Raw genomic sequence first — 18,167 nt, 5'->3', positions numbered from 1 at the left:
TAGTTACTGACTAGAACCTCTCTTTATATACTTAACTTAAATTCCACTCCACAATAAGCCCTAAATGCGTAAGACCACCACCAAATCCATACAGCAAAAGTGTATCTCCGTTATTTAATTTTCCTTCTTTTCTAGCTAAATCTAAAGCGAGTGGAATGGAAGCGGAAGATGTATTCCCCATGTATTTTACACTGGTTAAAGTTTTTTGAATTGGAATTTCGGTTTTCTCGCAAATAGATTCAATCATTCGTAAGTTAACACTGTGTGGTACGAACCAGTCTATATCATCTATTTGCATATTTGCGGTATGTAATAGTTCTTTTATACTTGCTGGTACCGTGCGTGTTGCCCATTTATACACTTCTCTCCCATTTTGAACGATTTTTTCATTTGTTTGCAGTGGTGTGCCATTCATAGTGGTAGATAAGTTTGTTCTGTATAGGTGAATGCCACCAGCACCATTTGTTCCCATGTGAACAGCGATAAAGCTTGGTTTGATTTCATCTCTTTCTAATAAAATAGCTCCAGCACCATCGCCAAATAAAATGCAGGTCGTTCTATCGGAGTAATCAGTAACTTTAGATAATGTCTCTGTTGCTACGACAAGTACTTTTTCATGTGATCCAGAAGTAATCAAGCTATTACCAACGTGCAGGCCATATGTGAAACCAGCGCAAGTCGCATTTAAATCAAAAGCTAGTGTATGGGGTAAGTTGAAGTATTGTTGTATTTGGCAAGCAACGCTAGGGAAAACAAAGTCAGCAGTAGTTGTAGCGACAATGATACAGTCGACATCTTCTAGGTTTTTCTTATATGTTTTACATAAGTTTTCGATTGCTCTAATGGCTAAGTGTGAGGAGTATTCGTCTTCGTTAGCAATTCTTCTTTCCTTCATTCCTGTTCTTTGCACAATCCATTCATCATTCGTATGGACTACTTTTTCTAAATCGTTATTAGACAATATTTGATCTGGAACATAAGTACCAATTGCAGTAATACGAGATTTAGAATTCATAGGAACATCTCCTTGTTATTTTTATAACCTGATACTAATATCAGGTTATAAAAATGTCAATAAAGATTTTTATTGTATTGAAACGATAATGTTTAATTCACTATGGAGGAATTTGGCGAATAACGTAAAAATAATATACGGAAAGCTTCTAAAATTGATAATGAAGGGGTTTGAGATTCTTGAAAAGAATCGTATATGTATTGTCTCTTTTTTTAATTTGTAGCTTTACTTATTTTATTTTACCAGAGAAGTCTTATGCTTGTGATTGTACTAAAGCATCACCAGAAGAGAGGTTACAAAAAAAATGATGTAGTGTTTGAAGGTAAGGTGTTAGAAGTTCAAGAGAAAGATGGAGAAATGAAAACATTATTTGAAGTGAAGAAAATTTGGAAAGGGACAAGCTCTTCGCAAGTTATTATATATACAAGTTTTAGTAGCTGTGCATTTCGTTTTGCGGAGGGAGGAGAGTATCTAGTCTTTTCTTCTTATAGAGGAGAGGAGAAGTTAGAGACATCTCTCTGCAGTGGAACGAAGAGATTAGATGAGGCAGAGATGGAGAGGAATACTTTAAGTCATATTGCGAAGGAAGCTATTCCGACGAAGAAAATCGATTTAAAAGATGAACTGGTGAGCGGTTTAAGTTGGTGGCAAGTGGCTATCATTTCTATAGGTCTGTTATTGATAATTGCTGTTGTTATTTTTATTATGAGAAGAACCCGCAAAAAATGACGATTAAAGTAAAAATATAAAGATTTTCTTTCTGTTTCTATGGGTGGTTTAATCTTGTGAAAGCGAATTACTTATGCTACACTTTATGTAACTTAAAATGAACGGAGGGGCTTCCTTTGATCTTAATCAGATTACGTCTCAATACTTTGTGCCGATAATTGAATAGCGCTCAAAGGCTCTGTCTGTGTACAGAGTGAACGGGATTGGTCTGCCTATTTTAAAGGAACCCTTTATTAAGCTTATATGTGAAAAAGAGGGAGGGACGAATACGCCCTCTTTTTGTTTTGCCTTTATAAATAGAATGGGACAGTATAGGTGAACACTTGTTGGATACGTATACTATCTTGGGACTTTTTGACCATGTTATAGGACGAAAGCACTGCTTTCTTCTATTTCTTTGGTAAACCCTTATCCGTTTACGAAAACACAGGCAGTGACCTGTGTTTTTTATTTTGCGTAATCGAAATGGAGGAATAAATATATGGAAGAATTATTACAAAGAGCAATATTAGTCGGAGTAAATTTAGGTAATGAAGCTGATTTTGCATATTCGATGGAAGAGTTAGCAAATCTGACGGAAGCTTGTGATGTGGAAGTAATCGGTCAAGTGACGCAAAATTTACAACGAGTAAATCCGTCGCATTATATTGGAAAAGGGAAGATTGAAGAAGTAGCAGCGTATGTGAAAGAAGCCGATGCGAATATGGTCATCTTTAATGATGAATTATCTCCTTCACAAATTCGAAATTTAGAAGAGGATTTAGATTGTAAAGTAATTGATCGTACCATTTTAATTTTAGATATTTTTGCGCAGCGTGCAAAAACGAAAGAAGCGCAGTTGCAAGTAGAAGTGGCCCATCTTCAGTACATGATGCCTCGTTTAATCGGTCTTCGTGAATCTTTAGGAAGACAGAGCGGGGGAGTTGGCACGAAAAATAAAGGTGTCGGTGAGAAGAAGTTGGAATTAGACCGTCGTAAAATTGAAGAACAAATTGCAGCTCTAAATAAAGAATTAGAGGCACTTGTTGCACAGCGTCAAACGCAGCGTAAACAACGTAAGAAAAATGAAATTCCGGTTGTATCATTAGTAGGATATACGAATGCAGGTAAATCAACGATAATGAATACAATGCTTGAAATTTTTAATGGTACTGTAGAAAAACAAGTATTTGAAAAAGATATGTTATTTGCGACATTAGAGACATCTGTACGAAATATTGATTTACCGGATAATAAATCATTTTTATTAACGGATACTGTTGGATTTGTAAGTAAATTACCGCATCATCTTGTGAAAGCATTCCGTTCAACGCTAGAGGAAGTGGCGGAAGCAGATTTACTCATTCACGTCGTAGATTACTCAAATCCTAATTATGAGCAATTAATTGATATTACAAATGAAACGTTAAAGAAAATTGGCGTGGAAAATATCCCGACGATTTATGCATACAACAAATCAGATATGGTAGATGTTGAAATTCCGAAAGTGCAAGAAGATCGCGTGTATCTATCTGCGAAGAAACATGTTGGAATTGAAGAGCTTGTAGAAATGGTTCGCGCGCATATTTATAAAGAGTATACGAAGTGTGAAATGTTAATTCCATATGATCAAGGACAGGTAGTTTCGTATTTCAACAATCATGCGCACGTTTTATCTACGAGTTATGAAAATGAAGGTACGAAAATTGCACTGGAATGTAAGACGAGTGATTATGAGAAGTATAAGCGTTTTGCTATTTAATAGAAAAGGCGATCCTAATATGTTTTAGGGTCGTCTTTTTCTTCATAATTGCAAGCCTTTCTTCCGTCCAGTCCCAGTATAAAATAAAATACAGAGGGTTCATATGAATAAATCCGACAAAGCATATAGAAAAAATATATTTTTTAGAAGTTGAATTTCTGGAAAAAGAAATGAAACCAGTATAGAATAGAAATGTTTCAAAACTCAGAATTTATTACACTAACTGTAATAAATATATATTTTGTACAGGAAGGAGAGATTCGTATATGCAAGCAGTTTCACAAAAAAGTGTAGTGGAAACACCGACGATATATCGAATATTATTTGCGATTAGTTTCGGACATTTTTTGAATGATTCGATGCAAGCGGTTGTACCAGCGTTGTTTCCTATTTTGGAAAAAACGATGAATTTATCTTATATGCAAGTAGGATGGATTGCGTTCGCGTTAAATATGACGTCATCGATTATGCAGCCGGTTTTTGGGATGTATTCAGATAAGAAGCCGTCACCATTTTTATTACCACTCGGTATGTTTTCGAGCATGCTTGGGATGATTGGGCTCGCGTTTGCCCCGAATTTTATTATTGTTATTATTTCTGTTTTATTTATTGGATTAGGTTCCGCAGTCTTTCATCCAGAAGGTGCCCGCGTTGCTTATATGGCGGCAGGTGCCAAACGTGGTTTAGCACAAGCGATTTATCAAGTGGGAGGAAATACAGGGAATTCGTTAGCACCTATTTTTACAGCGCTGATTTTCGTTCCGCTCGGTCAAATTGGTTCTCTAGGTTTTACTGCTTTCGCAGCAGTAGGAATTGTATTACTAATTTTCGTATCAAATTGGTATAAAAATGAATTAGCCACTGGTGCTGTAAGAAGGAAAAAGAGGGCTGCACTTGAGGCTGAAAATGCGATTGTAAGTACGCACATTAAATTTGTTATTTTACTTCTTGTTTTTCTAACATTTGTACGTTCTTGGTACGGTGCTGGTATCGGGAATTTCTATCAATTTTATTTAATAGAGCATTACGGTTTATCTATAAAAAATGCACAGTATTTCGTCTTCGCTTTTATGATTGCTGGTGTATTAGGTACTTTCTTTGGTGGTCCACTAGCGGATCGATTCGGTAAGAAAAAGATCATTGTCTTTTCAATGCTCGGTTCAGCACCGCTTGCACTTTTGCTACCTCATGTTTCTCTTGTGTGGGTTGTACCGTTATTTTTATGTATCGGTTTTATTAGTTCAAGTAGTTTTAGTGTAATTGTTGTATACGCGCAAGAACTTGTACCTGGAAAAGTAGGAATGGTATCAGGGCTCATTGTCGGTCTTGCGTTTGGTCTTGGAGCATTAGGTGCTGTAGTTCTTGGGAAATTAGCTGATATGTATAGTCTTCAGTTTATTATGCTATTATGTAGTTGTTTACCATTAATTGGACTTACTTCATGGTTACTGCCAAATGATAAGAAAACGATAGAATAGGGGATACGCTATGAAATTATGTGAAAACGTTACAGAATTAATAGGAGATACACCTGTCGTCCGATTATCTAAATTTATTCCAGAGGACGCAGCGGATGTGTATGTAAAACTGGAAATGTTTAATCCGTCACGCAGTGTGAAAGATCGTGCGGCCTATAACTTAATTCATGTCGCTGAGGAACACGGTCTCATTAAGCCGGGTGATACAATTATTGAACCGACAAGTGGAAATACAGGAATTGGTTTAGCGATGAATGCGGCTGCTAAAGGATATAAAGCTATTTTAATTATGCCAGATAACATGTCAAAAGAGCGTATTAATTTATTGAAGGCATACGGCGCAGAAGTAGTTTTAACACCGGCAGAACAAAGAATGCCAGGAGCAATTGCGAAGGCGGTAGAGTTACAAAAAGAAATTCCAAATAGTTTCATTCCGCAGCAATTTGAAAACCCAGCAAATCCGAATATTCATCGTTATACGACTGCACTTGAAATTTATGAGCAAATGGATGGAGAGCTTGATGCATTTGTAGCAACCGCAGGAACAGGTGGAACAATTACAGGGACAGGTGAAACATTAAAAGAGAAACTACCAAACTTATATATTGCAGTAGTAGAACCGAAAGGATCACCAGTGTTATCTGGTGGTGTTCCAGGCCCTCATAAACTAGTAGGAACAAGTCCTGGTTTTATTCCGAAAAACTTAAATACTGAAGTGTATAACGAAATTATTCAAATTGCGGATGAAGAAGCATTAACGACAATGAGAAACTTAGCAAGACAAGAAGGTTTATTAGTAGGTCCATCTTCAGGAGCTTCTGTTTACGCAGCGATCATGATAGCGAAACGTCTAGGTGCTGGTAAAAAAGTTTTATGTATTGCGCCTGATACTGGTGAACGTTATTTGAGTATGGGGTTATTTGAATAAAAATGATAGAAACCCCTTAATGGTGCAATAGAGCTATTAAGGGGTTTATTTTAGGGTATTAAGAGGGGGGAAGCACAATGAAACTATTAAAACCAACTTATAAATATAGCAAACAAATTATGGAGTATAGGCAGGCATTTTTAAATTCAGGAGAACAACCGCATGGCAGTAGTTCTTTACAAAATTTTGATTTTCTAGATAAATGGTTTGAAAAAGTGAGTATACAAGAAGTAGGAGAAAACTTACAATCGAATCGAGTGCCATCTAGTCAGTTTTTAAGTTTTGAAAAAGGAGAACTTATCGGTTTTGTAAATATTAGACATCGATTAAATCCAGAATTATTGCTGGAAAGCGGTCATATCGGTTATAGTGTGCATCCTAATAAACGTCGCCAAGGATATGCTACTAAACAACTTCAACTTTCATTAGCTGAGGTGAAAAAGTTAGGTTTGAACAAAGTGTTAATAACTTGTGATAAAGCGAATGTTGGCTCGGCTAAAACAATTCAAAAGGTTGGCGGTGTGTTAGAAAATGAAGTGATTTCTACTCATACTGGTGAAATTGTTCAGCGTTATTGGGTGGAAATATGAATTAGTGAGATTTGAAAAGGTGTAAGTCGTAAAGGGATTATAAGATGTGGTATTGAAATATATAAATAGAGAGGGATGTTGCAGCTTTAGGGGGAAATGAAATGGGATTACTAGAGAAAGCAATAGAAATGTCAGAGATTTATAGGGAAAACTCGAAAATCGAAGCAATTATTTTAGCGGGTTCAGTAGCGAGAAAGTTAGAAGATGAACATTCAGATATTGAATTACATATTTTATGGTCAGCGCCGCCAGAGGATGAGGACCGTAGAGCTCCTATTCATCGTATTGATGGGACAATTTTATCCTATTATCCGTATGAGGAAGAAGAATGGTCGGAAACGTATTTGACGAAAGAAGGAATTAAGCTAGAGATTAGTAACTTTTTAACAGGAACAGTAGAAAAAGTTATTTCAGATGTTGTAGATTTATATGATATAAATTATGAGAAACAATGTATTGTATCATCCGTTCATGATGGAGTTAGTTTGTATAGAGAAGAGAAAGTGAATGAATTAAAAGGTAATGTGGCGGTGTATCCAGAAGAACTAGCGAAACGGATGATTTCAGAAAATCTATGGTTAAGCAATCGCTGGCATAATCGAGAAGCGCTTTTGAAACGGAAAGATTGGCTTATGTTGTATGATGTTATTTGTGAAGTACAAAGAAATATATTTGGGGTTTTATTTGGTTTGAACCGAATGTACGTGCATCATCCAGCATTTAAATGGATGAGTAATAATGTGGAACAAATGACAATTAAACCTGAAAATCTATTTGAGCGTATGGCGGGTACGTTAATAGGGAGTCCAGAGCATAGCGTGCAAGAGCTAGAAGTATTAATCGAGGAAGTATTACATTTAGTAGAACAATATGCTCCAGAATTAAATGTTTCTGAACAACAAAAGCGTATTGAATATGTGAAGTGAAAAAGAGAGATGTAACAACGAGTTACATCTCTTCTTTTTTATTTAACTAATTTCCCTAGTACAGGTAAACGTTGAATACGATCACCGAGAATATGAGAAGCAAGTCCGCTCTTTAGGGCGAATAAAAGGTAAACAAGCCCTCCGGCAGCGCCACATATAAAGACAATGAGCAGTGATTCGATATAAGATTGTCCAGGGATTAACCATTTTAAAATTACTTTTAATGCAATTACAACAGCAGACATTGCTGCGGAGTAAATCGTAATTAGAAATACTGTTTTTGCTGTTTCACCAATTTTGAATTTCGCAAACTTAACGATGCAGTACAGCATAATAATATTTGAAACAAGATATCCAAGAATTGTTCCAAGTACAGCACCATGTCCACCGAATAAATGTAAGAGCGGTGTGTTCACCACAATTTTAACGAGAATACCAACTGAGAATGCAATCATTGTTTTTCTTTGATAATCAATTCCTTGTAATATAGCAGCTGAAACTGTAAAAATCGCACTTAATATAGCAGACGGTGCAAATGAAATTAAATATTGTGATCCACCAAGTGCAATTTCAGGATTTACATAAACCATGCGGAATGCATCGTAAGCGATACTTGCTAGGCCGAATGCGGCTGGGATAGTGAAGAATAACAACACTTGGAATATCTTTGAAATTTGTTCTTGTAATTCTTCTAGTTTCCCGCTCGTAAATGATTTCGTTATAGCTGGAATAATTGTTAATGAGAATCCAGTTGCAAGTGAAGCGGGAATCATAATTAACTTTTGTGCATAGTTCGTTATATAAGCGAAAACTGCATTCGCGGTTTCTAAAGGCTCTCCCATCGCTCTAAGGACATCAGCTACGGTATATTGATCTACTAACGTATAGAGCGGAATTGCAATACCGACAAATACAATTGGGATTGCATATCGAAGTAATTCCATATAAATATTTTTTAATGGAATATCGGATGCCCTTGATTTTAATTCACCTTCGGGAGGCTTTAATCCGTTATATTTTTTCCAGTACAGCATTAAAATAGAGACGCTGGCAAGTGCCCCGATAACAGCACCAAACGTAGCAACTGCAACAGAAGAAGCTACTGAACCCCCTAATAGTTTTGAGACGATAAAACTACCAACTAAAATGAAAACAACGCGTGCGATTTGTTCTACAACTTGAGAAACAGCACTTGGTTTCATATGTTGAAAACCTTGGAAATAACCACGTGTAACACTCATAGCTGGTACGATAATAAGTGCGAAGCTTAATGCTCGCATCGTAAGTGTTACGTCGGCGATAAATTGTGGATCTGGCGTTTTCGAGCGAATAATAAATTGTGATATGTACGGTGCTCCAATAAATAAAATTAAAAATCCTAAAAAGCCCATAAACAACATCAATTTTACGCTAGAGTTGTATAATTTTTTACTTGTACTATAATCACCAAGTGCATTATGTTTTGCAACAAATTTGGAGACGGCAATAGGAATACCAGCTGTTGAAAAACTTAATAAAATACCGTACCAAGAGTATGCATATCCGTATAAAGCGACCCCTTGCGTTCCAACTAATAATTGAAAGGGGAAAAAATATATAAACCCTAAAATACGTGAAATCATTGTGGCACCGCTTAATAAAGCCGTACCTTTTAAAACTTTTGAAGTAGACAAAATTCTTTCCTCCTACTCGTGCTGCCTTGCATTTATCGTATACTACTATAAACCCGTTAAAGAAGTTAATACAGTATAAACCATAAATGTATGAATACTATGCATTCAAAAGTCATATTTTGAATTTTTAAATAGAATGTAATACATAAAAATTCAAAATATAAGTTGACACTATTTTTAATGTGTGATAAAAATGATAGTAATCAATTCGGAAAATAATATTTGGGCAATGAAAGGGTATAGTAGTGAAAATCTCCCTATTTCAGAGAGCTGATGGTTGGTGTGAATCAGTATATAGATTATTCATGAAGTTCGTCCTGGAGCATCTTTCATAAATCTCATATTTTGAGGAAATGAAAGACGGTAGTTTATACCGTTATCAAATAAAGTGGTGAAGATTGTTTCACAACTAGGGTGGTACCGCGATATTTATCGTCCCTACGTATTTACGTAGGGACGTTTTTTATTTAGGTCCTAACTCTGGTGTGGCTTCATAACTAGGGTGGTACCGCGATATTTTATCGTCCCTACGTATTTGCGTAGGGACGTTTTTTATTTAGGTCTTACTTTTGTTGTATCTTCATAACTAGGGTGGTACCGCGATATTTTTGTCGTCCCTACGTATTTACGTAGGGGCGTTTTTTATTTGAGAGGAAGTGGTTGGATTAGAACGGGCTAGTAATAGAACAATATGAACATAGAGCAAATTATAATGAAAAGAAAAAGAAAAAGAGAGGAGATAAAAAGATGAATTCACAGCAATGGACATCGAAATTAGGTTTCGTATTAGCTGCAGCAGGTTCAGCGATTGGTCTTGGAGCGATTTGGAAATTCCCGTATATGGCCGGCATCGGAGGAGGCGGCGCGTTCTTCCTTATTTTCATCGGTTTCACATTATTAATTGGTTTACCGCTACTATTAGCAGAATTCGTTATTGGAAGAAGTACACAAAAAGAGGCCGTTGATGCGTACAGAGAAATTGCACCTAAAACGCTATGGCCGTGGTTAGGTAAGTTGGGGATTGTAACATGTTTCATATTACTTTCTTTCTACAGTGTTGTAGGAGGTTGGATTATATTATATTTATGGAATGCAACTACAGGTAGACTATGGGAAGGAAATGGTGCGTACGAAGCTACGTTTGGTGAAATCATTTCCAATCCATATTTAGCAGTTGGATCACAGCTATTATTCATCCTTATTACTATTTTTATCGTAAGTAAAGGAGTACAAAATGGTGTTGAAAAAGTAAATAAATATTTCATGCCAGCACTATTCGTTTTATTCTTTGTATTAATCGTTCGTGCACTTACATTAGACGGTGCTGGAGAAGGAGTTCGCTTCTTCTTACAACCTGATTTCTCAAACGTAACATCAGAAATTATTTTATATGCGATGGGGCAATCGTTCTTCTCGTTATCTGTCGGTGTAGCCGTTATGGTAACGTATAGCTCATACTTACCGAAAGAAGAAAGTTTACCGCGTTCAGCATTTTCTATCGTTGCTTTGACGCTTGTTATTACTTTACTTGCAGGACTTGCGATATTCCCAGTTGTATTCGCATTTGGAATGGAACCATCGCAAGGACCAGGGCTATTATTTATCGTATTGCCAGCTATTTTCAGTAAAATGGCGTTTGGAAAATTATTCTTCATCGTTTTCTTATTACTATTCTTCTTTGCTACTATTACATCAGCAATTTCGATGCTAGAAATTAGCGTTGCATCTTTAACTGCAAAAGGAAAAGGGAAACGTGAAAAAATGGCCTTAATCGTAGGGTTATTAATCTTCGTTGTTGGGGTACCATCAGCATTATCATTCGGTTTGTTAAGCGATGTGAAACCATTTGGAAAAACAATTTTTGATTTAGCAGATTATGCGGTTAGTAACATACTAATGCCACTTGGTGTTTTATTAGTTTCCATCTTTGTTCCTTTAAAAATGAAGAAAGATGTATTAATGAAAGAGCTTGGTGTAAGTAAAAATAAAGGCTATAAATTATTTGTATTATGGTTATTCTTACTTCGCTATATTGCACCAATTGCGATTATTATCGTATTCCTAAATGTACTTGGAATTATATAAAAAGAGAGGTAGCGCATCGCTCTATGATACGCTACCTTTTTATTTTGCTCTTTTTTGCAATTCATTTACTGTCACGAACTGATACCCTTTTTTAGATAAAGAGTCTAAAATACCTTCAATGGTTTGTAAATTTTCATTAGACTCATCGTACATAGAGTGTAATAAAATGATAGAACCGGGTTTTATATTCTCATTGACGTAGTCAATTTTATCAGATGCAGATTTATAAAAAGTATCAGGTTCAAGATCCCATGTAATCGTTTCGATATTGTTGTTATTTAAGTAATATGGTAGTCCAATTAATTTCTTGCCGTTAGGGGGTCTAAAATCAATTTCACCTGTATATCCTGTTTGGTGGATTAATGAATTCGTTTTTTCTATTTCTTCTTTAATAAAAGAAGGTGTTTTGAAAACCATTCTATTATGAGAATATGTATGGTTTCCAAGTTGGTGTCCAGATCGAACAATCGCTTCACCTAATGGTAAATTGTTTTCTAATTCGTTTCCGATAACAAAGAAAGTAGCTTTAGCATTGTACTTATCTAGTAGTGGTAGTATTTGTTTTATATTGTTAGTAGGGCCATCATCAAAAGTTAAAGCAATCACCTTTTCATTCGTTTCAACGCGATTTGTTAAGTCTCCAAATAATTGAAAGCTTCTTGCGTTCATTAATTTGTACGTTCCGAATAATGCTATAGTAATAATGAATAATGTAACTATTGTAATGATTATTTTTTTCTTCATAACGCAACCTCACTATACTTTTTGATTGGAATAAAAAGTATTATATCAAACTAAGTAATTTCGTGCTTTAAAAAGGATGTGGATGCAAGGGGAAGGGATTTATCATATAATAAAATGCAAAAGGTATATTAGGAGGTGTTTATATGGCGATTATAATTCAATTGCCAGACACTGCAACGTCTCATGCAAAGCCAAGTATGGAAATGGCGATACTTTGCGTGAGGTAGACAAGTAATATACAATCGCCAAGATGAGCTCGTATCATTTTTTATATTTGGCTTTGCACCTTATTGAAATGAACCATAAAAAATAAGGGGCGAGCAGAAATGAAATACGTAAAGGCTAAGGCCGTTTTACCAGAAAGTTTAATTGCTGAAATTCAAAAGTATATACAAGGTGAAACAATTTACATTCCAAAACAAGAAACAAAACATTATAAATGGGGTACACAATCTGGCGGAAGAAAACAACTGGATGAAAGAAATAAAGCAATTAAAGACGCTTTTAAAAGTGGAATTGCAATTCATCAATTAGCAGAAGAATATTTTCTTTCCGGAGAAACGATTAAGAAGATAGTGTATTCCAAATAAATTTTAAAAAAGAGTCTGATTCATATGTTATTTTGAATCAGATTCTTTTTTTATAGGTTCATTACAAAATTGGATTCGATATTTTTAGTATAAATGGGCATGATAATAGCAAAAATGAATCGCAATTGTATAGTATTGGGGCGTGGATGGGAAATGAAAACGTTATATTTCATATGACAGAAAGGTGAACCTATATGAATCATCTTGGACAAATAACAATAGAATTGATTTTTGGTTTTTTTGTTCTATTGGTTGCTACAAAAATATTAGGGAAAACACAAATATCGCAGTTAACGCCTTTTGATTTTATTTCTGCTATTGTTCTCGGAGAATTGGTCGGAAATACTATATATGATCCGAAAATAAAAATATGGTCTATTTTATATGCAGTACTTGTATGGGTAGTACTAATTTATACAATAGAAGTAATAACGCAAAAATTTAGAGGGACGAGAAGTTTTTTTGAAGGCTCTCCGTCAATCATTATCCGTAATGGATATATTGACCGGGAACAACTAAGTTCAAATCATTTGGACATAAACCAATTACAGCAAATGCTACGGCAGCAAAAAGATATTTTTTCAATCCAGGAAGTTGAATATATGATTTTGGAACCTAACGGAAACATAAGTGTTCTGAAAAAAAGTAAATATGAAACTCCTACTATAAATGATTTAAGTTTAAAACATAAGCCTGTATACTTACCCATTTCATTAATTAGTGATGGAAAAGTAGTGAAAGATAATTTGAGGGAAGCAGGTTTTGATGAAGGATGGCTTTATAAACAAATAAAACAAAAAGGGATTACTAAATTTGAGGATGTACTATATGCGGAATGGAAAACAGATGATGGATTCTTTTGTCAGGAAATGCAGCGGTAGAGAATAATCGATGTATGTAATATTCTTTTCTAAGTTATCTTTTACATATCAAAAAGTTGAATCATTGTATACAATAAAACTAGATCAACAATTTGTATGGAGTGATAAAGATGGAAGCTTTTATTAGAAGTGATCAATATAATTTTATAAAATCACAAGCTTATATTTTAGCAAATGGGCATGCAACGGCAAATGATAGAGGTGTAATTCAAGCGTTAAAATCACTTGCGATTGAAAAGATAATACATGTATTTGAGAATTTAACGGATGAACAGAAAGAGTTAATTGATACGGTATTAACAGTTCAAAATAGAGAAGATGCAGAATCGTTTTTAATGAAAATAAATCCGTATGTAATTCCGTTTCAGGAAGTTACAGCACAAACGTTAAAGAAATTATTTCCTAAGGCGAAAAAGTTAAAACTTCCTGATATGGAAGAACTGGATATGAAAGAATTATCTTATTTAAGCTGGATTGACAAGGGATCAAGCAGAAAATTTATTATAGCGAAAAATGATAAAAATAAGTTTGTTGGTCTGCAAGGGACATTTCAAAGTTTAAATAAAAAAAGCATTTGTTCATTATGTCATGGGCATGAAGAAGTAGGGATGTTTTTAGTTGAAATTAAAGGTGATGTACCAGGGACTTTCGTTAAAAAGGGAAACTATATTTGCAAAGATGGTGTAGCTTGTAATCAGAATATGAAATCACTTGATAAATTGAACGATTTTATTGAACGATTGAAGAAATAAAGAAGGAACCTCTAGTATTTAAACTGGAGGTTTTTATTTTTTGAAGAAGTAATAATAGGCTTCTTTTGTAGCTGTAATTTTATAAAAAAAGTCATGTCATTTATAATGAAATTTGATGAAAATATCAATTTGGACATAGTTGCTTATATGCAAGGAGGTAAAACATGAATTACATTTCACCGAAAGAAGAGATGTTAAAAGTGAAACGGTGGCCTAAAGATACGATAGCGGCAGGTCGTGGTCATACAGTTGCTCTTAAATCGGATGGCGCGGTGATAGCAGTGGGCCGAAATAAAGAGGGAGAATGCAATGTAAGTGGCTGGCGTGATATTGTATCGGTCGCAGTGGGCAATGTCCATATGGCGACGAACACGGGTAATGCTCATACAATCGGTCTTAAATGTGACAGTACTGTGGTAGCAGTGGGCTGGAATAAGCATGATCAATGTGATGTGAACGACTGGCATAATATAGTATCGGTTGCGGCAGGATGGCGTCGTACCATTGGTCTTAAACCGGATGGAACGGTAATAGCGGTGGGCCGAAATAAAGAAGGAGAATGTAATATAAGCAGCTGGAGAGATATTGTGGCGACTGCGGTGGGTGATTGGCATACAGTTGGTCTTAAATTGGACGGCACAGTGACGACTGTGGGGAATAATCGATATGGCCAATGCAGTGTAAGTGACTGGCGTGGTATGGTGGCGCTGTCGGCAGGTTATCTTCATACTGTGGGTCTGAAATCGGATGGAACGGTGATGGCTGTCGGTAATAATAAACATGGTCAATGTGATGTAAGCAGCTGGCGTGATATTGTGGAAATAGCGGCAGGGAGTAAGCATACAGTCGCTCTTAAATCAGATGGTACTGTAGTGGCAATAGGTTCGAATGGGTATGGTCAATGTAATGTAAGCGATTGGAGTGATATTGTAGCGATAGCGGCTGGTTGTGCGCATACAGTCGGTCTGAAATCAGATGGAACCGTTGTGGCAGTAGGTGATAATACATACGGTCAATGCAATGTAAGTAGTTGGCACAACATCCGATTGCCCGGTAATTAGTTTTTAATAACGATTTGTTGATGTGGAATGAAAATGGTTGCTTTACAATAAATCACTAGTAATATTATTCTATTTTAAGAGTAATTACGGAATAGGATGTGTAGAAAATAATCAAACTTACATCTGCTAAATAAGAATTCCTTTATTTAAAAGGGATTCTTATTCTTTTTCCATAAAATGAGTGTCTGAATGGAATTTTTGAACAAGCTTTATTTCAAAGCTACAGTAGAAGAGATAAATAAAGCATAGGAGAGCTGAAGAAATGCTTAAAAAGTTTTTGCTTTCTTTACCGGATGTTTTACTTGAATGCGTTGTTCTCTACATAACATACACAACTACTCTTAGCTTTGTACAGATGTTAGTAATTTCAATTGCAATAGGAATCATTGGTGGTCTTGCTATAAGAATTTTTACGGATTTATTCACATTCATCAAGTGGACAATTAAACAAAGGAAGACTTGACTATGTTTAATTGCTACTAGGGGGGATGAAATGAATAAGAAAAAGAATGGCATGAAAAACGAGATAGTACTTTGGACATTAACAGCTGTTGTTTTTATCATTGTATGGTACTTTTTTCAAAGATAAAAACGCATCGCACTTTGAAAAGAGAGCACGATACGTTTTTATTATTTTTTTGGCCAATTTTCTTTTATAAAGTCTTCACGGCCAGATTCTTTTTGCTCGATAGCATATTTCTCAGGGTTCTTTTTATAGAAATGTTGATGGTATTCTTCGGCTTCATAAAAAGGTGCAGCCGAGCGAATTTCAGTTACGATTTGATCTTTAAACATACCGCTTTCTGCAAGAGCTTGTTTTGATTTTTCAGCAAGCTCTTTTTGCGTTTCAGTATGATAAAAAATAGCAGTGCGATAAGATGGACCACGGTCAAAGAATTGTCCGCCATCATCAGTTGGATCGATTTGTGGCCAATATAAATCTAGTAATTTTTCATATGGAAAAATAGAAGGGTCGAATGTAATTTGTATGACTTCTAAATGACCAGATGTACCAGCTTTTACTTGTTCATATGTTGGGTTTTCTACATGACCACCTGCATAGCCAGAAAGTACTTTATGAATACCAGGAAGTTCATCAAATGGCTTTACCATGCACCAAAAGCAACCGCCTGCAAAGGTTGCGAGTTCGTATGTTTTTTCGGACATTGCTGTAATCCTCCTAAATATATATGTTTTATATAGTATTATACAAAAAGTTTTATTGCGCAATAAAAAAGATTCAAAAATATATGTATTATTAAAAATATTTTCTGAAAATGTATTGACAATGAAAAGAACAACGTCCTATAATACGTTTAACAAATAAAAGTTAATTAAGAATTTTCTAACTTTATATGTTGTATATGCAAAGAAGAGGAAAGTAGATGATTATGATCGTTTCAGAGAGCTACTCCTAGGCTGTGAGAGTAGTAGCAATCGAATCATTGAAGATCACCTCGGAGCATCGCTTGCGAAAAGGAAACTGAGTAGAGGGCGGCGGCATCGTCTCCGGTAAAAGGACGGAGGTCTGATTGGACCTATGAAGCTTATATTTCGCGAGAAGTATAAGGAAGCTGAGTGGTAACGCGAAACTCTCGCCTCAGCAATCAAAGCTACTAAGTTGTAGTAGTTGATTGCTGAGGCGAGAGTTTTTATTTTATAAAAATAGAATAAAAGAATGCGTGGAAGAGGAGAGTAAATGATATAGATTGTTTCAGAGAGCTGCCCAAAGGCTGTGAGGGTAGTAACAATCGAATCATTGAAGATCACCTCGGAGCACTACTTTTGAAAACTAGTAAAAAGTAGCGGAATTGTTTCCGATAGAAAAACAAAAGTCTAATTGGACTTGCAAAGCTTATATTTCGTGAGAAGTGTAAGGAAGCTGAGTGGTACCACGATTCCCTCGTCTCAGCAATGGATTGCTACAAGTATGTAAGTAATCGATTGTTGAGACGAGTATATTTTTAAGGTTTATATACTGAATATTCTGTTAAAATACTCATCTCAGCAATCGATATAGAAATAGATTGCAAAAATAGAGATAAAAAAGAGGAGCGATGTGAGATGGGAAACCAGTACATTTATATGAATGGAGAATTTGTAGAGAAAGAAAAGGCAGTTGTTTCAGTATATGATCACGGCTTTTTATACGGGGACGGTGTATTTGAAGGGATTCGTAGTTACGGAGGAAATGTATTTTGTTTAAAAGAACATGTGAAACGACTATATGAATCCGCGAAATCTATTTTGCTTACAATTCCAATGACGGTAGATGAAATGGAAGAAGCAGTTTTACAAACATTGCAAAAAAATGAATACGCGGATGCCTACATTCGATTAATTGTTTCAAGAGGAAAAGGTGACTTAGGGCTTGATCCGAGAAGCTGTGTGAAACCGAGCGTAATTATTATTGCAGAACAATTAAAGTTATTCCCTCAGGAATTTTATGATAATGGACTAAGCGTTGTGTCTGTTGCATCAAGACGTAATACGCCAGACGCATTAGACCCACGCATTAAGTCAATGAACTACTTAAATAACGTGCTTGTAAAAATTGAAGCGGCACAAGCGGGAGTGCTAGAGGCTCTTATGTTAAATCAACAAGGGTATGTTTGTGAAGGGTCTGGAGATAATGTTTTCATTGTGAAAGATGGAAAAGTGTTAACACCTCCTTCGTACTTAGGGGCGCTAGAAGGTATTACGAGAAATAGTGTGATTGAGTTATGTGAGCGTCTAAGTATTCCGTGTGAGGAAAGGCCATTTACTCGCCATGACGTATATGTAGCAGATGAAGTGTTTTTAACAGGAACTGCAGCGGAACTAATTCCTGTAGTGAAAGTAGATTCAAGAGAAATTGGAGATGGAAAACCAGGAGATGTAACAAAAAGATTAACCGAAGAATTTAAAAAATTAACGAGAGAAAGAGGAGTACGTGTTCCAGGGTTGGCGGAAAGTTTAGCGTAAATAGGGAGAG

Annotated in this window: 16 protein-coding genes, 1 pseudogene and 3 other annotated features; of the genes and pseudogenes, 13 read left to right on the top strand and 4 right to left on the bottom strand. The window is 35.6% G+C overall.

What is annotated here, in order from left to right:
- Window positions 1-31 precede the first annotated feature (31 nt).
- Entirely contained in the window at window positions 32-1,015 is a 984-nt protein-coding gene (locus JDS80_RS04350; protein ID WP_199637195.1) for a ketoacyl-ACP synthase III, read from the bottom strand.
- Between the two features lie 179 nt (window positions 1,016-1,194).
- Between JDS80_RS04350 and JDS80_RS04345 the strand changes: the two are divergent.
- From JDS80_RS04345 to JDS80_RS04320, 6 genes and pseudogenes are all read left to right on the top strand, one after another.
- A pseudogene (locus JDS80_RS04345) lies at window positions 1,195-1,744 on the top strand (cobalamin biosynthesis protein CbiN).
- A 481-nt stretch (window positions 1,745-2,225) separates the two neighbouring features.
- Window positions 2,226-3,485, top strand: a complete 1,260-nt coding sequence (hflX, locus tag JDS80_RS04340) for a GTPase HflX (protein ID WP_071745087.1) — start codon at window positions 2,226-2,228, stop codon at window positions 3,483-3,485.
- A gap of 266 nt (window positions 3,486-3,751) precedes the next feature.
- On the top strand, window positions 3,752-4,963 hold the full coding sequence (locus JDS80_RS04335; RefSeq protein ID WP_199637193.1) for an MFS transporter: 1,212 nt from the start codon (window positions 3,752-3,754) through the stop codon (window positions 4,961-4,963).
- A 10-nt stretch (window positions 4,964-4,973) separates the two neighbouring features.
- Window positions 4,974-5,891 carry a cysteine synthase A gene (cysK, locus tag JDS80_RS04330; protein WP_098888148.1) on the top strand — a complete coding sequence of 306 codons (918 nt, stop codon included), beginning with the start codon at window positions 4,974-4,976 and terminating at the stop codon, window positions 5,889-5,891.
- Between the two features lie 77 nt (window positions 5,892-5,968).
- Window positions 5,969-6,481 carry a GNAT family N-acetyltransferase gene (locus JDS80_RS04325; RefSeq protein WP_071745090.1) on the top strand — a complete coding sequence of 171 codons (513 nt, stop codon included), beginning with the start codon at window positions 5,969-5,971 and terminating at the stop codon, window positions 6,479-6,481.
- A 101-nt stretch (window positions 6,482-6,582) separates the two neighbouring features.
- Entirely contained in the window at window positions 6,583-7,407 is an 825-nt protein-coding gene (locus JDS80_RS04320) for a DUF4037 domain-containing protein (protein ID WP_199637191.1), read from the top strand.
- A 38-nt stretch (window positions 7,408-7,445) separates the two neighbouring features.
- On the opposite strand, the gene JDS80_RS04315 is transcribed toward JDS80_RS04320, so the two are convergent.
- Window positions 7,446-9,080, bottom strand: a complete 1,635-nt coding sequence (locus JDS80_RS04315) for a putative polysaccharide biosynthesis protein (protein WP_071745092.1) — start codon at window positions 9,078-9,080, stop codon at window positions 7,446-7,448.
- 220 nt (window positions 9,081-9,300) lie between these two features.
- Window positions 9,301-9,523: a binding site (T-box leader), on the top strand.
- A 304-nt stretch (window positions 9,524-9,827) separates the two neighbouring features.
- Here JDS80_RS04315 and JDS80_RS04310 point away from each other — a divergent pair.
- Entirely contained in the window at window positions 9,828-11,165 is a 1,338-nt protein-coding gene (locus JDS80_RS04310; protein WP_199637189.1) for a sodium-dependent transporter, read from the top strand.
- Between the two features lie 39 nt (window positions 11,166-11,204).
- Here the strand turns inward: JDS80_RS04310 and JDS80_RS04305 are convergent, their stop codons facing one another.
- On the bottom strand, window positions 11,205-11,909 hold the full coding sequence (locus tag JDS80_RS04305; protein ID WP_071770034.1) for a polysaccharide deacetylase family protein: 705 nt from the start codon (window positions 11,907-11,909) through the stop codon (window positions 11,205-11,207).
- 326 nt (window positions 11,910-12,235) lie between these two features.
- On the opposite strand from JDS80_RS04305, the gene JDS80_RS04300 reads away from it, so the two are divergent.
- The 5 genes from JDS80_RS04300 (at window position 12,236) to JDS80_RS04280 (ending at window position 15,656) form a co-directional block, all read left to right on the top strand.
- Entirely contained in the window at window positions 12,236-12,499 is a 264-nt protein-coding gene (locus JDS80_RS04300; protein ID WP_071745093.1) for a CD3324 family protein, read from the top strand.
- 194 nt (window positions 12,500-12,693) lie between these two features.
- Entirely contained in the window at window positions 12,694-13,380 is a 687-nt protein-coding gene (locus JDS80_RS04295) for a DUF421 domain-containing protein (protein WP_071770033.1), read from the top strand.
- Window positions 13,381-13,490: 110 nt separating this feature from the next.
- Window positions 13,491-14,132: a FusB/FusC family EF-G-binding protein gene (locus tag JDS80_RS04290; RefSeq protein WP_000387067.1), complete on the top strand. Its 642-nt coding sequence runs from the start codon at window positions 13,491-13,493 to the stop codon at window positions 14,130-14,132.
- 164 nt (window positions 14,133-14,296) lie between these two features.
- Window positions 14,297-15,193 (top strand): RCC1 domain-containing protein, encoded by an 897-nt coding sequence (locus JDS80_RS04285; protein ID WP_098888151.1) that lies wholly within the window; start codon window positions 14,297-14,299, stop codon window positions 15,191-15,193.
- 262 nt (window positions 15,194-15,455) lie between these two features.
- Window positions 15,456-15,656 carry a hypothetical protein gene (locus JDS80_RS04280; protein ID WP_071770030.1) on the top strand — a complete coding sequence of 67 codons (201 nt, stop codon included), beginning with the start codon at window positions 15,456-15,458 and terminating at the stop codon, window positions 15,654-15,656.
- A gap of 167 nt (window positions 15,657-15,823) precedes the next feature.
- Here the strand turns inward: JDS80_RS04280 and msrA are convergent, their stop codons facing one another.
- Complete coding sequence (gene msrA, locus JDS80_RS04275; protein WP_199637187.1) at window positions 15,824-16,360, bottom strand: peptide-methionine (S)-S-oxide reductase MsrA; 537 nt, start codon at window positions 16,358-16,360, stop codon at window positions 15,824-15,826.
- A 193-nt stretch (window positions 16,361-16,553) separates the two neighbouring features.
- Window positions 16,554-16,799 (top strand) — a binding site (T-box leader).
- Between the two features lie 68 nt (window positions 16,800-16,867).
- Window positions 16,868-17,107 (top strand) — a binding site (T-box leader).
- Between the two features lie 150 nt (window positions 17,108-17,257).
- Between msrA and ilvE the strand changes: the two genes are divergently transcribed.
- On the top strand, window positions 17,258-18,157 hold the full coding sequence (ilvE, locus tag JDS80_RS04270) for a branched-chain-amino-acid transaminase (RefSeq protein ID WP_071745099.1): 900 nt from the start codon (window positions 17,258-17,260) through the stop codon (window positions 18,155-18,157).
- The last annotated feature ends 10 nt before the right edge of the window (window positions 18,158-18,167 follow it).

It is taken from the genome of Bacillus cereus group sp. N8, from assembly GCF_016483685.1.
GTDB lineage: Bacteria > Bacillota > Bacilli > Bacillales > Bacillaceae_G > Bacillus_A > Bacillus_A proteolyticus.
The sequence above is the reverse complement of the archived record's forward strand: the minus strand, read 5'-3'. Positions and strand labels throughout refer to the sequence as shown.

What these genes read in the sequence shown, in the direction of transcription:
- JDS80_RS04305 (WP_071770034.1), bottom strand. Translation starts at nt 11,909, where the DNA reads ATGAAGAAAAAAATAATCATTACAATAGTTACATTATTCATTATTACT.
- JDS80_RS04320 (WP_199637191.1), top strand. Translation starts at nt 6,583, where the DNA reads ATGGGATTACTAGAGAAAGCAATAGAAATGTCAGAGATTTATAGGGAA.
- JDS80_RS04300 (WP_071745093.1), top strand. Translation starts at nt 12,236, where the DNA reads ATGAAATACGTAAAGGCTAAGGCCGTTTTACCAGAAAGTTTAATTGCT.
- JDS80_RS04350 (WP_199637195.1), bottom strand. Translation starts at nt 1,015, where the DNA reads ATGAATTCTAAATCTCGTATTACTGCAATTGGTACTTATGTTCCAGAT.
- ilvE (WP_071745099.1), top strand. Translation starts at nt 17,258, where the DNA reads ATGGGAAACCAGTACATTTATATGAATGGAGAATTTGTAGAGAAAGAA.
- JDS80_RS04335 (WP_199637193.1), top strand. Translation starts at nt 3,752, where the DNA reads ATGCAAGCAGTTTCACAAAAAAGTGTAGTGGAAACACCGACGATATAT.
- JDS80_RS04310 (WP_199637189.1), top strand. Translation starts at nt 9,828, where the DNA reads ATGAATTCACAGCAATGGACATCGAAATTAGGTTTCGTATTAGCTGCA.
- JDS80_RS04280 (WP_071770030.1), top strand. Translation starts at nt 15,456, where the DNA reads ATGCTTAAAAAGTTTTTGCTTTCTTTACCGGATGTTTTACTTGAATGC.
- msrA (WP_199637187.1), bottom strand. Translation starts at nt 16,360, where the DNA reads ATGTCCGAAAAAACATACGAACTCGCAACCTTTGCAGGCGGTTGCTTT.
- hflX (WP_071745087.1), top strand. Translation starts at nt 2,226, where the DNA reads ATGGAAGAATTATTACAAAGAGCAATATTAGTCGGAGTAAATTTAGGT.
- JDS80_RS04290 (WP_000387067.1), top strand. Translation starts at nt 13,491, where the DNA reads ATGGAAGCTTTTATTAGAAGTGATCAATATAATTTTATAAAATCACAA.
- JDS80_RS04285 (WP_098888151.1), top strand. Translation starts at nt 14,297, where the DNA reads ATGAATTACATTTCACCGAAAGAAGAGATGTTAAAAGTGAAACGGTGG.
- cysK (WP_098888148.1), top strand. Translation starts at nt 4,974, where the DNA reads ATGAAATTATGTGAAAACGTTACAGAATTAATAGGAGATACACCTGTC.
- JDS80_RS04325 (WP_071745090.1), top strand. Translation starts at nt 5,969, where the DNA reads ATGAAACTATTAAAACCAACTTATAAATATAGCAAACAAATTATGGAG.
- JDS80_RS04295 (WP_071770033.1), top strand. Translation starts at nt 12,694, where the DNA reads ATGAATCATCTTGGACAAATAACAATAGAATTGATTTTTGGTTTTTTT.